Source organism: Geobacillus proteiniphilus, assembly GCF_001908025.1.
Classification (GTDB): domain Bacteria; phylum Bacillota; class Bacilli; order Bacillales; family Anoxybacillaceae; genus Geobacillus; species Geobacillus proteiniphilus.
This window is the reverse complement of record NZ_MQMG01000013.1, coordinates 1-14152: the sequence shown is the minus strand read 5'-3', so window position 1 is coordinate 14152 and position 14152 is coordinate 1. Positions and strand designations below refer to the sequence as shown.

The 14152-nt window shown below is 54.4% G+C and carries 14 protein-coding genes and 2 pseudogenes; 15 read left to right on the top strand and 1 reads right to left on the bottom strand.

From position 1 onward, the window contains the following. The first annotated feature begins 106 nt into the window (after positions 1 to 106). The 10 genes and pseudogenes from BRO54_RS06235 to BRO54_RS06190 all read left to right on the top strand — a co-directional run bounded on the left by BRO54_RS06235 (position 107) and on the right by BRO54_RS06190 (position 8825). Positions 107 to 1162 (top strand): RNA-guided endonuclease TnpB family protein, encoded by a 1056-nt coding sequence (locus tag BRO54_RS06235; RefSeq protein WP_074043440.1) that lies wholly within the window; start codon positions 107 to 109, stop codon positions 1160 to 1162. Positions 1163 to 1324: 162 nt separating this feature from the next. Next, positions 1325 to 2638 (top strand): annotated as a pseudogene (locus tag BRO54_RS06230) (acyl-CoA dehydrogenase family protein); the annotation flags it as partial. A gap of 141 nt (positions 2639 to 2779) precedes the next feature. Beyond that, on the top strand, positions 2780 to 3709 hold the full coding sequence (locus BRO54_RS06225; RefSeq protein WP_074043439.1) for an alpha/beta hydrolase: 930 nt from the start codon (positions 2780 to 2782) through the stop codon (positions 3707 to 3709). A 143-nt stretch (positions 3710 to 3852) separates the two neighbouring features. Beyond that, a complete protein-coding gene (locus BRO54_RS06220) occupies positions 3853 to 5460 on the top strand; it encodes a diguanylate cyclase (protein WP_074043438.1) in 1608 nt (535 codons plus the stop codon). A 106-nt stretch (positions 5461 to 5566) separates the two neighbouring features. Then, positions 5567 to 5962: a response regulator gene (locus BRO54_RS06215; protein WP_239691213.1), complete on the top strand. Its 396-nt coding sequence runs from the start codon at positions 5567 to 5569 to the stop codon at positions 5960 to 5962. Next, on the top strand, positions 5959 to 6387 hold the full coding sequence (locus BRO54_RS06210; protein WP_139268042.1) for a hypothetical protein: 429 nt from the start codon (positions 5959 to 5961) through the stop codon (positions 6385 to 6387). The genes BRO54_RS06215 and BRO54_RS06210 overlap by 4 nt, the downstream gene beginning before the upstream one ends. After that, positions 6384 to 7073 (top strand): sensor histidine kinase, encoded by a 690-nt coding sequence (locus tag BRO54_RS06205; protein ID WP_074043436.1) that lies wholly within the window; start codon positions 6384 to 6386, stop codon positions 7071 to 7073. The genes BRO54_RS06210 and BRO54_RS06205 overlap by 4 nt, the downstream gene beginning before the upstream one ends. A gap of 202 nt (positions 7074 to 7275) precedes the next feature. Further along, complete coding sequence (locus BRO54_RS06200) at positions 7276 to 7959, top strand: SOS response-associated peptidase (RefSeq protein ID WP_074043435.1); 684 nt, start codon at positions 7276 to 7278, stop codon at positions 7957 to 7959. After that, positions 7959 to 8363: a thiol-disulfide oxidoreductase DCC family protein gene (locus BRO54_RS06195; RefSeq protein WP_074043434.1), complete on the top strand. Its 405-nt coding sequence runs from the start codon at positions 7959 to 7961 to the stop codon at positions 8361 to 8363. The genes BRO54_RS06200 and BRO54_RS06195 overlap by 1 nt, the downstream gene beginning before the upstream one ends. Before the next feature lie 63 nt (positions 8364 to 8426). Further along, positions 8427 to 8825, top strand: coding sequence for a hypothetical protein (locus BRO54_RS06190; protein ID WP_074043433.1), 399 nt, complete (start codon positions 8427 to 8429; stop codon positions 8823 to 8825). Between the two features lie 12 nt (positions 8826 to 8837). Here the strand turns inward: BRO54_RS06190 and BRO54_RS06185 are convergent, their stop codons facing one another. Then, complete coding sequence (locus tag BRO54_RS06185; protein ID WP_074043432.1) at positions 8838 to 10028, bottom strand: MFS transporter; 1191 nt, start codon at positions 10026 to 10028, stop codon at positions 8838 to 8840. Between the two features lie 370 nt (positions 10029 to 10398). Between BRO54_RS06185 and BRO54_RS06180 the strand changes: the two genes are divergently transcribed. From BRO54_RS06180 to BRO54_RS06160, 5 genes and pseudogenes are all read left to right on the top strand, one after another. Beyond that, entirely contained in the window at positions 10399 to 11919 is a 1521-nt protein-coding gene (locus BRO54_RS06180) for a bifunctional ADP-dependent NAD(P)H-hydrate dehydratase/NAD(P)H-hydrate epimerase (RefSeq protein WP_074043431.1), read from the top strand. Between the two features lie 41 nt (positions 11920 to 11960). Then, a complete protein-coding gene (locus BRO54_RS06175; RefSeq protein ID WP_074043430.1) occupies positions 11961 to 12404 on the top strand; it encodes a GNAT family N-acetyltransferase in 444 nt (147 codons plus the stop codon). Positions 12405 to 12535: 131 nt separating this feature from the next. Continuing rightward, positions 12536 to 13285, top strand: a complete 750-nt coding sequence (locus BRO54_RS06170) for an IclR family transcriptional regulator (protein WP_074043481.1) — start codon at positions 12536 to 12538, stop codon at positions 13283 to 13285. Beyond that, positions 13282 to 13974 (top strand): 5-oxoprolinase subunit PxpB, encoded by a 693-nt coding sequence (pxpB, locus tag BRO54_RS06165; protein WP_074043429.1) that lies wholly within the window; start codon positions 13282 to 13284, stop codon positions 13972 to 13974. Before BRO54_RS06170 ends, pxpB begins: the two co-directional genes overlap by 4 nt. Beyond that, positions 13967 to 14152 (top strand): annotated as a pseudogene (locus BRO54_RS06160) (KipI antagonist); the annotation flags it as partial. The gene pxpB and the pseudogene BRO54_RS06160, both read left to right, overlap by 8 nt.

The following is a 14152-nucleotide window of genomic DNA, read 5'->3' as shown; positions in this document are numbered from 1 at the left end:
GAGAAAGCCCGCTCCTTTAGGGGTGGGATGAAAGCGAGCCGTTTTCTTATATGGAATGATTCTAAAAAAAAACGGTATCCTATCATCGTCGCCAGGAGGTGAATTCATGCCGACGATCACACTAAGGCTGGAACTGCACAAACCAACGAAAGTCAAACAAGACATGTATGAACGGATGACAGAAGTGAATACAGCGTTTGCGAATTGGCTGTTGGATCATCCTAAACTGAATCAAGCGACGAGCAAAATTTTTAAAGAGTTTTCGTCGCAACGGTTTCCTTCTGCCGTCGTGAATCAAACGATTCGAGAAGTGAAGTCTCAAAAGAAAAACCAGAAAACAAAGAAGTTTCGAACATTATGGTGTTGCTTTAACAATCAAAACGTAAAGGTGGAAAAGAAGGGAGAGTTCTACACGGTTTCATTCCCCACACTGGAGAAGCGAATTGGCGTGCCGGTGGTCACGCGTCCCTATCAAGAAGCATGGCTGAATCGGCTGCTTAATGGAACCGCCAAACAAGGGGCAGCCAAGCTCTACAAAAAGAGAAAGAAATGGTGCTTGGCTGTTGCGATCACATTTGAAGTCCAACAACGGGAAGAAACCAAGGTAATGGGCGTTGATTTGGGACTTCGTTATATCGCCGTTGCCAGCGTAGGAACGAAATCGTTGTTTTTCAAGGGCAGCCAATGCGCTTTCATTCGCAGGCGATATGCGGCTTTGCGGCGAAAGTTAGGCAAAGCCAAGAAGCTCCATATGATTCGCAAAATCGGCCGTAAAGAGTCCCGCTGGATGAAGGATAGGAACCATAAAATCAGCCGTCAAATCGTCCGTTTTGCCCTCGCCAACGGTGTTGGCGTGATTCGGATGGAAGAGTTGACGGGGATTCGAAAGCGGGCAACATCGGCAAAAGAAGCAGGACGAAGTCTCCATTCCTGGGCGTTTCATCAATTGCAAACGATGATTGCCTATAAAGCGGAAATGGCGGGCATTCGGGTGGAGTGGGTGAAGCCGACCTATACAAGCCAAACATGCCGATGCGGGCATCGGGAGAAAGCGAACCGAAACGGCATCCACTTCCAATGCAAAAAATGCGGATATGCGATTCATGCCGACTTGAATGGCGCGATCAACATCGCCAAAGCGATTTCGGGCTTCGCCGCCTAACCTAGCGCACTGGTCACAGGTGCGCCGCCCATTGGGGTACAGGCTAACCCGATGGGACGGGGTGATGACACACCCCCGAACTTGGGCGTTGTCCGAACCAGAAATGGATGAGGACGCGAACGACCCAAGAATCCCACGCCCTTTAGGCGTGTGGAGTGTCAATGCCCGGTGACGCTGACGATGGCGACCGCCTATGTGCTCGAGCATTTCGCCGATGAAAAGCTGAAAGCGACGTATTTGCCCCATGTCATCTCCACTGGGGAAGTCGAGCTGTACGAAGGGGCGACGTTTTTAACCGAGCGCCAAGGCGGGTCGGACGTTGGCGCCAACGCGGTGCGTGCCGTGCCGTGCGGCGACCATTATAAACTATATGGGGAAAAATATTTTGCCAGCAATGCCGGCCGCTGCGGTGTAGCGCTCGTATTGGCGCGCATCGACGGGAGCGGCCCGGGGACGAAAGGGCTGAGCTTGTTTCTCGTCCCATGGCGCAAGGAGGATGGGACGTTAAACGGCATCTCGATTCGCCGCCTAAAAGATAAGTTAGGCGTGCGCGCCGTGCCGTCGGCCGAAGTCGTGTTTGACGGGACCGAGGCGTATGTGGTTGGTGATCCGCGAAAAGGCTTCTATTATATGATGGAAGCGCTCAATTTGTCGCGCGTCTGCAATGCGGTCGCCTCGGTCGGCATCATGAAGCGGGCGCTCGAGGAAGCGAAACAATACGCCGAACAGCGCACCGCTTTTGGCCATCAACTGACCGATTACCCGATGGTGCGCCATACGTTGGCTGACTTGACGGCGAGGCAGGAAGTGGAAACGAGCGCCTGCTTTGACATGATCGCCTTGTTTGACCGCGTGATGACTGCGCCGCATGAAGCGGGCGAGGCGGAGAAAGCATGGCTTAGGCTTCTGATCGCGCTCCTTAAGATGCGCACCGCTGAAGAGGCGATCGCGTTCAGCCATGAGGCGATTGAAATGCATGGAGGCAACGGGTATATTGAAGATTTCGTCACGCCGCGCCTGTTGCGCGATGCGCAAGTGCTGACGGTTTGGGAGGGGACGGCGAACATTTTGGCGCTCGAGGTGCTGCGTTTGATGCGCAAATATCGCATCCACGAACGGTTTGCCGCCGAGATGCAGGAGCGCCTTGAGCATTTGGCAGCTGACGTGAAGCCGCTCGCCCGCCCGGTCGAAGAAGGGCTTAAGGAATGGGGGGCAGCACTGGCGCGTCTTAACGGCCAGGCGGAAGAGGTCCAGACGTTCCATGCGAAAGCGATCGCCAATCGGATGTGCGATCTGTATTTGAGCGTCATCGCTTTGGAACGCGGGCAAGAAAACGAACGGAATAGGCTGATCGCTGAGCTGTTTTTGCGCCATGTTTGGGAGCGCGGGCTCGTTGATGAACGCATGACGTCGGTGCGTGAGTTTGACTTGATCGTCAGATGTAAAGGAGCGTCTGCGCCGCTTGCGCATTCGTAAGTTGGCGGTATGGCAGATTGTGTTTCAAGCGGGCCATTGGCGGAAGAGATGTTCGTTCTTTTGCGGACATCTCTTTTTTGTTTGCCAAATGACCAATTGCACAAGTAGGATGAAAGAAAGGGAAAAAGCAAGAAGGGGGAAATGCGCATGGAATTGGTGCGCACGCCGCGCCGGACAAAACGGCGCGTTTGGATTTCTGCGGCCATTGGCGTTGTCATTTTGGGGTTGCTCGCTTGCGTCGGTTTGTCCGTTTATGTCGGCTGGCAGCTGACGCATAAACCGCGCGAGCCGATTGCCGTGACGCCGAAAGACTATGGCATGGCGTATGAAAGTGCGACATTCACAAGCAAAGATGGGAAAACGGCGCTCGAAGGCTGGATCATTCCGCCTAAAGGAGAGGCGAAGATGACGGTCATTTTTGCCCATGGGTACGCCGGCAACCGGATTCAGAAAAACGTGCCGTTTTTGCCGCTCGCCAAGCGGCTCGTGTCTGAAGGGTACCGTGTCATTTTGTTCGATTTCCGTGCGAGCGGTGAATCGGAAGGGGACATGATTACGATCGGCGTCAAAGAGAAGGACGACTTGCTCGGCGTCATTGATTACGCGAAACGTCATTACCGCGAGCCGATCGCCTTATACGGCATTTCCATGGGAGCGGCAACGTCGATCTTGGCGGCGGCAGAGGACGGCGATGTTCGCGGGGTGATTGCGGACAGCCCGTTTAGCGATCTTGAATCGTATTTGCGCGCCAACATGCCGGTTTGGACGCATTTGCCGGATGTACCGTTTACGTATTTGATTTTGGCCATCATCCCAGCGCTTGCCGACTTGGATTTGAGCGTATCTTCTCCCATCCATGCGGTCGATCGTGTCGCGCCAAGGCCGATTTTGTTCATCCACAGCAAAGACGACCATTCGATTCCGTATGAGGAAAGCGTAAAACTGTACAAAACCCATCCGGATGCGTTTCAACTATGGCTGACGGACAAAGCGGATCATGTCAAAAGTTTCTCGTTGTATGGCGACCAATACGTGAGCCGCATGCTTTCTTTTTTACAGTCGCTTGAGTGACAGAGGCTAGAAAAAATTGATTTGATCGTGTACAGCACAACAAAAGCCATATATAATGAAAAATAGTGGAACGGCTTCGGCGGTTCCTTCTTTTTTGTGCCGTTAAGGAGATGAGATGAAAACAGGAGGGGCAGCGTCCGGCCATGGACAAATATAAGGAGCATTTTTGGCGCAATATTCGCGCCAAATTGGAACAATGGGAGCGGGCGGAAACGATTACGTATGAAGAGGTGTATCGGTTCTTCCATAACATTGCGGGGACGGCAGCGGTTATCGGCATGGAAGAGCTGGGGAAAAAAGCGCGCCGCCTCATGAAGCGGCTTGAAGAGGAAAGCGGAAACGTATGGACGTCCGCTGCATTGAAGGAGCATGTTTATGAACTGATGCATTGGTATTACGATGAGACGTATCGCGACATTCCGCCCCATTTTTCGCTTTCGAAAGCGGAGGTCGAGGAAGCGCCATTGATGTTGATGATTGACGACGATCCGCTTTTTCTTATGTTTATGAAAGAGCAAATGGAAAAAGCAGGTTGGCATATTGTCACCGTCGCCCAACCGGAAAAGGCGATCGCGCAATTTTATGAGGTGAAGCCCGACTGTATTGTCATCGATGTCCACATAAGGGGAACGGACGGGTTGACTGTCCTTAAAGAATTGAAAGCGGCGCTTGGCCAACAATTTGTACCAACCGTCATCATCAGCGCCGATGATCGTGAAGAGGTGCGCCTGCAAAGTTATGCGTTGGGCGCTGACGATTTTATGGTCAAACCGTTTTCTTTATCCGAATTTCTTATTCGCGTGAATCGGCTGCTGGAGCGAAAAAGGCAGTTGGAAGGTCTTTTGCTTGTCGACGAATTGACGCGATTATACAACCGCAAATATTTGCCCGAGGCCTATCGCCAGTTCGAAAACGAGCGGGAGCGGCTCGGGAAGCCGTATTGCATTGCATTGCTTGATCTTGATCATTTTAAAAAGATTAACGATCAGTACGGCCATCTAGTCGGAGATGAAGTGTTGCGTGAATTTGCGGCGCTTCTTCGGAACGGAACACGGCCCAATGACTTGGCGTTTCGTTTCGGCGGTGAGGAATTCCTTCTCTTTTTGCCGAAAACGCCGCAACAAGACGCGATCGAAGTCATTGAGCGGCTTCGCGACCAATTTCGCTCCTGCTCTTTTTCCGGGGGGAACACGGTGTTCCATTGCACCTTTTCTTGTGGAATTGTGGAAGTGAACGCAGGAGGCGCGGCGCTTGATGATTGGCTCGAGCAGGCGGATGCGGCGATGTATGCGGCCAAAAACGGTGGTCGTGATCGGACGGTGGCTGCTGAAAAGCTCGGCGGCAGACAACAGCGAAAAACCATGAAAATGGCGGTCGTTGACGATGATGTGATTGTTCGCACGATTGTGGCAGATCTTCTTGAACACATTGCCCGGGATCGAAAAGAACGGTGTGAAGTGCGGGCATTTGCGGATGGGCTGTCGTTTGTCGAGTCATCGTGGCACGAGGACCGCTCGCCGTGCCTTGTCATTTTGGATGGAGTGATGCCCAAAATGGACGGGCTTGAGGTATTGCGCCGTCTTCGTAGCCGACGTGATGCCTCACGGTATAGAGTCATTATGTTGACCATGCGGCAAAGTGAAGAAGATATCGCGCGGGCGCTTCAGTTGGGAGCGGACGATTATATAACGAAGCCGTTTAAACGGCTTGAGCTCGAGGCGCGGGTCAGCCGATTGCTGAAACGGATGTAGAGTTGCGTCGACCGTTCTATGCTTTTATGGGATTCCCCCGTCGGGCATCGGGGAGAGCGGAAGAGGATTTTCCTTTGGCCGGCAAGGGGAGAAGCAGGCGGCGAACATGATGAAGCAGGGGGAGGAAGGACGATTGAAACAGATTTTGCTTGTTGAGGATGAAGATGTGTTGCGCATGTTGGCAGTCGATTTGTTGACCGATGAAGGGCATCAAGTGGACGATGCGGCGGACGGAGCAGAGGCGCTCGCGCAGCTGCGCGAACGCGATTATGATTTGGTGGTGCTGGATTATATGTTGCCGTTTTATAGCGGTGTCGAGGTGCTCGAACATGTTCGCCGTGACTGCCCCGGGAAACGTCCGAAAGTGATCATGCTGTCGGAGAAAACCCAGCCGGCCGACCGAGAGCGGGCGCTTTCAACCGGTGCGGATTTGTTTATCGAAAAACCGTATCACCCGTTGGATTTTGTGAAAAAAGTGAATGAGGTATTGAATGAAAGATGACAATGCGCTTTCGTCGCAACCTTGCATCCCGATTTGTATCGCTGATGGTTTTATGTACGATGTTGTTTATTCTCGGTTCGGCGTTGTTTGTGATGTACCAGCAGTCGCTCGTCCGTTCATTTGAGGCGGCGCAACAAAGGCTCGAGCAAAAGGAAATTCTCACCCGCCAGCTTGATCGGGCGTTTACGCAAGCGTTTTTTGATGTGCGCGGCTATTTTGCATTTGGACGTCCGTCGTTTAAAGAAAGCGTCTTTCAGCAACAAGAAATCGTGAAGCAAGTATTGCGGGAAATGGAGCCGTTGGCTTCTCATCCGGAAGATGAGCGGGTTCTTCGCGATGCCCGCGAGTTTTTCATCCGTTATTTCGAACAGCTTATGCCGAAAGCGATGGAGGCGTTTGAGCGCGGGCGGAAGTGGATCGGATGAAATCCGAGTTGGTCAGCACGGTCAGCCATGAATTGCGGACGCCGCTTGCGGGCATTCTCGGTTTGGCGGAGTTGCTGCTGAACAAACCGCTTGCGCCGGAACGGCAGCGAAAATATTTGACCGCCATTGGCCAAGAAGCGGAGCGGCTGACGGCTTTGATCAATGATTTTCTCGATGTGCAGCGCATGGAAGCCGGCCGGCAAACGTATCGTTGGGAGCCGGTGGATCTTGTTCCGATCATGGAAAAAGTCATCGATGCCGAAAAAATGGGGACGGATATTCATGCGTTTTCCGTCTTGATCGAGACAAAGCGGACGATGATCCGCGGCGACAGAGAGCGTTTGCGGCAGCTGTTTACGAACTTAGTTCATAATGCGGTGAAATATTCTCCAGACGGTGGAGCCGTTGTGATCCGGTTGTATGAACATAGCGGCTGCCTGTGCGTCGATGTGCAAGATGAAGGGCCTGGCATCCCGGCGGAAGCGTTGCCGCATATTTTCGAGAAGTTTTTCCGCGTTGATAACTCCGATCGCCGCCGCATCGGCGGAACAGGGCTCGGCTTGACGATCGTCAAAGAAATTGCGAAAGCGCACGGCGGTGAGGTAACCGTCGTTTCGGAAGAGAAAAAAGGAAGCACGTTTACGGTTCGGTTTCCTCTGGCGCCGGTGCCGCAAGAGGTGAACTGATGCTTCTTTTCATCAAGCGGCCGGATTTCCCTCTCGGCCGCTTTTTTTATAAACTGAGAAGGAAAGGATTTGGATCATCACTCAACTAGGAAGACTTACACTTTCATAAAGATGAGCGCACATGGGGAGAGCGTTGTTGACAGTTTGCTGGTAGAAGATGGTTTGCTTCCATCGAGCTAACGAGAAGAAGGGAGGAAGAGGCATGTGCGGGCGGTTTACATTAACTGTCGATTTGTTGGCGTTGCAGGAGCAGTTTCACTTCCGTTATCAAGGCCCGCTCGCGCCCCGGTTCAACATCGCCCCGAGCCAGGAGGTGTTGACGGTCATTGTGGAAGAAGGGGAGCGAATCGGCAAAATGATGCGCTGGGGGCTTGTGCCGTTTTGGGCAAAAGATGCCCGCATCGGCGCCAAGATGATCAACGCCCGGGCGGAAACAGTCGATGAAAAGGCGAGTTTTCGCCATGCGTTCAAGCGGCGGCGTTGTTTGATTTTAGCCGATGGATTTTTCGAATGGAAAAAGGAAGGAACGAAAAAAGTGCCGTACCGGTTTACCCTCAAAACGGGCGAGCCGTTTGCCTTTGCTGGACTGTGGGAGCGCTGGGACGGGCCGAGCGGGCCGCTTGAGACGTGCGCGATCGTCACGACGAGGGCGAACGAGCTCATCGCCCCCATCCACGATCGGATGCCGGTCATGTTGCCTCCCGAGCGGCATGACGACTGGCTTGATCCGCGTTTGGACGACAGCGAGTACTTGAAATCGTTATTGTCGCCGTATCCGAGCGGCGAGATGCGCATGTACGAAGTGGCGCCGCTGGTCAACTCGCCGAAAAACGACGTGATCGCCTGCATCAAGCCGGTCGACAGCCGGTCAATGGAGGGAACGTGATGCATCCTGTCATCTTATTTGATGGCGATTGCCTGTTTTGCCATGCGAGCGCGCACTGGATCGCCGCCCGCGACCGCCAGGCGGTGTTCCGCTTTGCGGCGCAACAGAGCATCGTTGGCCAAGCGTTGCTGGCAAAGCAGGAGATGTCAGCAGAAGACAGTGTCGTCCTCATCGAGAACGGGTGCTGTTATGTAAAATCTGACGCTGTCCTGCGCATCGGCCGGCGTCTAGCTTGGCCGTGGAATTGGCTGACAGCGGCTGGATTTCTCGTTCCACGGCTGTTGCGCGATCATATGTATGACGCGATTGCCAATCGTCGGCATCGTCTCGCTCCGAAGCGCGATCATTGTCAGCTGCCGCCGCTTGAGCTGCGATCCCGTTTTCTTGATGAATTGCCGCGGTGAAGAAGGAAAATACGCCCGTTTGTCGTATTGAAAAGGGAAAGAAACGAGGGAGGGGAAATGTGCATGACAAACGGAACAACACGGTGGCTTGATGAATGCACGCCTCGGGCGCTTGAGCGTTTTGCCGATGAATTGATCGCTATGGCCGAGCAAAGGGAGGATGAGGCTCGGCGCCGGTTTTACGAAGGGATGGCGGTGGCGGCGAAACTCATCGCGCTCCGTTGGGAAGGAAAATGTGCCTATATTGATGATCATTTGCTTGATAATGTATACGAGGCGTTGGCTGTCTTCTCATTGGAAAAACTTGAGGAAACGCTGGCCATGGAGGTAGAAGAGGCGCATGGCGGCGGCCGCTGCTCGTTTTGTCTCAAAGAAAAACCAAGGCTGGCCAAAGGTCCGCTGGCGGCGATTTGCGACGATTGCCTGCAGTTTGGGTTGCAAGTGATCGCCAAGCAGCCATAATCGAGGCGGCGGTCATCGTGAAGGCGATGGCCGTCGTTTTTCCGCATAGCGGATAAGCGGGTAGGACAAGGCGAGCAACACGGCGATAAAGGCGATGACGCCGCTCCAATGAAAATGCGCCCAGACGTAGCCGCCGGCTGTTCCGGCAAGGCTTGATCCTAAATAATAGAAAAGAAGATACAAGGACGACGCCTGCGCTTTATAGACGTGCGTCCGCTCGCCGATCCAGGCGCTGGCGATCGAATGGCAACCGAAAAAGCCGAACGTAAACAGCGCCAAGCCGGCGATTTTCACGAACACGGACGGGGCGAGCGTGGCGAGCGCCCCGAGCGCCGTCAAGGCGACCGACAGGCGCAGGGTGCGCGCATGGCCGTATATATCGGCTTGACGCCCCATATAGACAGAACTGAAGCTGCCAAACACATAAACGATAAACAAAAAGCCGAGCACGGATTGGCGGAATGAATACGGCGGCTCGCTCAGCAAAAAGCCGATGTAATTGTACATCGTCACAAACCCGCCCATAAACAAAAAACCAAGGACGATCAGCGCCGCAAGCGGCTTGTCGCGAAGGTGAACGGCGTACGCCCGCCATACCGTTTCGCTGCTCCGTCGTTTGGTCGCTTGTCTTGGGGCAGGTAGAAGGACGGTGAAGGCGAGGCAAAGCGCCAATGATAGAAGGCCGATGATGGCAAGCGCCGAACGCCAGGAAAAGAGATCGGTCAGTACGCCCGTCAATATCCGTCCAGCCATGCCGCCGATCGATGTGCCGCTAATATAGAGCCCCATCGCCTTGCCGATGCTTGCTGGGTGGAATTCTTCGGCGACATACGCCATCGCCAACGAAGGGATGCCGGCTGCCGTGATGCCAACGAGCGTGCGCGCCGCAAGCAGCATCGGAAAATTCGGGCTGAACGCCATCGCGATCGCCAACAGCGACGTCAGCCACATCGAGGCGATCATCACCCGTTTTTTGCCGATTCGGTCCGATAAGTTGGCAGCGATCAGCATCATGACGGCGAGCGTGCCGGTCGATGCTGATACGGTTAAACTCGCCGCCGCGGCAGAAATGTGAAACTGTTTGGCGAAAATCGGCAACAGCGGCTGGGGCGTATATAGGACGGCAAACGTCACAAAGCCGCCAAAAAAGAGCGATATGCTTGCTTTAAGGTATTTGTTGCTTCCTTTTTCGATGTGCGTCAATGTTGGTCGCCTCTTTTTTGACTTTTACGGGATTGCCTATTTCTACTATACTCCTTTTTTGCCTATATCGTCTACAGACAGTGATGATTCGCGCCTGCGGTTTGGCTGATGAATGATGTGGCGCCCATTCGGTGCAAGCGCGGTTGGCGTTGAGTTGAACCGCTCATTTTCTTGCGTCGAACGTTATGCTATATACATTGATGATGGGAAGGCGCGGCAGGGAACGCCAAACGTTTCATGAACGCTCCATAAAGACCGCTCCATCGGGCATCGTGGTTCGTTCTCGAAGCCTGATTCTCCCATGGCCAACATGTGTAAAAGATGGAGCGTCAAAGGGGACGGAGGCCAAAAGAAGCGAGGAGGAAGGAGAATGATTCCGATCGTAACAGCTGATGAAATGTACGCCATCGACCGGGAAGTGACGGAGCGGATCGGCATTAGCGCTGATTCATTGATGGAAAACGCCGGGCAGGCGCTGTTTTCAGCGCTGAAAGAACGAATTCCACGCGCCGCTAACGTGGCGGTGCTTGCCGGGACGGGCAACAACGGCGGGGATGGGTTTGTCGTTGCCCGCATGTTGAAAAGCTACGGCTACGAAACCGATGTATGGCTCGTTCCACCAAAGGAAAAGGTGAAAGGAGCAGCGCGCACGGCGCTTGAGGTGTACGAGCGGTCCGGGTATTCGTGGATTCCGTATGAAGGGAATGAACGAGAGTTTGCGATGCGTGCGCCGCACTACGACGTGATCATTGATGCGCTCCTTGGCATCGGCGTGAAAGGTGAGGTTCGTTCTCCGTATCAAGAAATCATTGAACAAGTGAACCGCTCGCGGGCTGTTGTGTATGCAATCGATGTGCCAAGCGGGGTGCCGGCGGATGGCGGTGATGTCGCCGCGGCCGTTCGCGCGGATATGACGCTCACCATTCAATGTCCAAAGCTTGGGGCGTATACCTTCCCCGTTGTCGATTATTACGGAGAAATGGTTGTCGTTGATATCGGCATTCCGCCGCTGGCGGTCAAAGCGAATGCAGACCATCGGTTCGTGTGGGAACGAAGCGATGTCATACGAACGATGCCAAAGCGGAAGCGGTTCTCTCATAAAGGAACGTACGGCAAACTGCTTGTTGTCGGCGGGTCACAGGCGATGGCCGGAGCGGTGACGCTCGCCGCCAAAGCGGCGCTGCGAAGCGGGGCCGGACTTGTGACCATGGCGGTTCCGGAAACGGTGTACGAGGCGGTCGCCAACCGGGTGCCCGAGGCGATGTGTAGGCCGTGGCCGGCTGATGACGGCGCATTTGCCGGTGCGACCGATTGGGATGGGCTGGATGTCGATGCGCTCGCCGTTGGTCCAGGCATGGGGCGAACGGAAGGGGTGCGCCGCCTGGTCAGCGAACTTGTGCGCCGTCCGGTGCCGCTTGTCCTCGATGCCGATGCCCTATTTTTCTGGGATGATTACGCCGAACAGGTGCGCGTCCGAAGCGCGCCGACGGTGATCACCCCGCATCCGGGGGAAATGGCGCGCATCGTCCATCGCTCCATTCGCGAGGTGGAGCACGACCGCTTTGGGGTATCCAAGCGGTTGGCGATGGAATATGGCGTGTATGTCGTGTTGAAAGGGCCGTATACGATTGTTACGGGGCCGGATGGATCGCAATATGTCAACACGACCGGCAACCCGGCTTTGGCGAAAGGCGGCAGCGGTGACGTGTTGACGGGCATCGTGGCGGCGTTTTTGCTGCAGCACGAGGCGGTGCAGCCGGCGGTGAGCAATGCTGTTTTCGTGCATGGAAAGGCTGCTGATTGGCTTGTTCAACACGGTCATTCGCCCTGGGATGTATTGGCGTCGGACGTTGTGGATGCCTTGCCGGCTGTGCTCGCTTCGCTGACATGATCAGCCGATCCATTGAAAGGGGCACTGACTAGAGAAGGGAGATGGGAATCGTGCGGCAATTCGTTTGGCTCGAAACCGAAGAAGAAGTGAGAAGCGCCTTTCCGGTCATGCGCGAGCTGCGCACCCATTTGGATGAAGAAACGTATGTTGCGCTTGTGCGTGAAGCGCAAGAAAAAGAAGGGTATAAGCTTGCGGCGTTATATGATCAGGACAAAATGGTTGCCGTTGTCGGATTCATGCCGATGATTACGCTCTATAACGGTCGCTTTATTTGGGTGTGCGATTTGGTTACCGCTTCGAGCGAACGTTCGAAAGGGTATGGAAAAGCGTTGCTGTCGCATGTGCACGAATGGGCGAAGGAGCACGGCTACGGGATTGTCTCGCTGTCATCCGGCCTCCAGCGGGTTGACGCCCATCGCTTCTATGAGGAAAAAATGGAATATCAAAAAGTGAGTTACGTGTTTTTGAAACGCTTATCGATTTGAATTCAACGGCGTCCGTTCAGCGGGCGCTTTTCATTTTGTGGTAGAAAGTTGTTCCACTTTTCATTATAATAAAAAATATATAACTCGTATTTTGGAATTGATATTCTGATATTCGGAACAGAGGGGCAATGGTGAATAAAACGGTCTTAAAAACAAAAGAACTGCTTGATTTGTTTCTCGATTGCGAACGGTTGACGCTGCCGGAAATGGTCGAGCGGCTTCGGATGCCCAAAACGTCGGTGTACCGGATGGCACAGTCGCTTGTTGTCCTTGGTTTTTTGCAAAAACGAGGCGATCACTATGAGCTCGGTTTAGCCTTCTTGACGTTTGGCGCGCTCGTCGCCGAGCGGCTCGATATTCGCCGGGCGGCGCTGCCAGTGATGAAGCGGCTGAAAGAGGAGACGAACGAAGCGGTCAATTTAGTCATCCGCGACGGCGATGAGGCGCTGTATATTGAAAAAGTCGAAACGTCCGAGCCGGTGCGCGTCTATACGAAAGTTGGGCGGCGCGCTCCGCTGTACGCCGGTGCGTGTCCGCGCGTGTTGCTCGCGTTTATGGACAAGGCGGATCGGGAACGTTATTTAGAACAAGTCGAGCTTGTCAAAATCGCCAAACATACGGTGACCGACAAAGAAGCGTTGCGCCGGTTGTTGGAAGAAGACCGGGACCGCGGCTATACGGTCAGCTATTCTGAGCTGGAAAACTATTCGGCCGCCGTTGCTGTGCCGATTTTCAACCATGAAGGCGCGGCGGTTGCCGGGCTGAGCGTTGCCGGGCCGGAACAACGCTTTTCGTCGGATGATGTGGCGCGCATCGTTCCGCTTCTGAAGAAGGCGGCGATGGACATTTCGCGCGAACTCGGCTTTCGAGGGAAGGGATGATGGTGGAGTATACGTTGTTTCCGCTATGCGAATATGCGGTGACGGTTCGGTTCGCGGACTGCATTGATGAGGCGGTGAACGAGGTCGTCCATGGGACGGCAGCCCGTCTTGAGGCAGAGAAAAAAGAAGGCATCGAGGAGATCGTGCCGGCGTTTTCGTCGCTCACCATCTACTATGATCCATTGGTGATCGATTACATCGGCATAGGCGCATGGCTAAGGAAAAACATCAGGCGGTCTGAACAAGCGGCGCGGCGTTTGGCGCGTACGGTCGTCATTCCCGTCTGTTACGGCGGCGAATTCGGTCCGGATTTGTCGGATGTCGCCCGCTTTCATGGGATGACGGAAAACGAGGTGGTGACGCTTCATTCGACCGGACGCTACCGAGTTTATATGATCGGCTTTTCTCCTGGATTTGCCTATTTAGGAGGGCTGTCGCCGCGCTTGGCGACGCCAAGGCGGCCGGTGCCGCGCACAAAAGTGCCAGCCGGTTCGGTCGGCATCGCCGGCGGACAGACGGGCGTCTACCCGCTTGCCACGCCGGGCGGCTGGCAGTTGATTGGCCGGACGCCGCTGAAGCTGTTTGACCCGCGCCGGGCTGAGCCGAGTTTGCTTGCCGCTGGCGACATCGTCGAGTTTCAGCCCATTGACGCCAAGGAATTTGCACGTTGGAGAGAGGAACATGATTGACGTCATCGAGAGCGGATTTTTTACAACCGTCCAAGATAGCGGACGCACCGGTTACCGGCATGCCGGTGTGCCAATGAGCGGAGCCATGGACGCATGGGCATATCGTCTTGCCAATGCGCTTGTCGGCAACAGCGGTGATGAAGCAGTGCTGGAAGTGACGATGGCCGGACCGACGCTT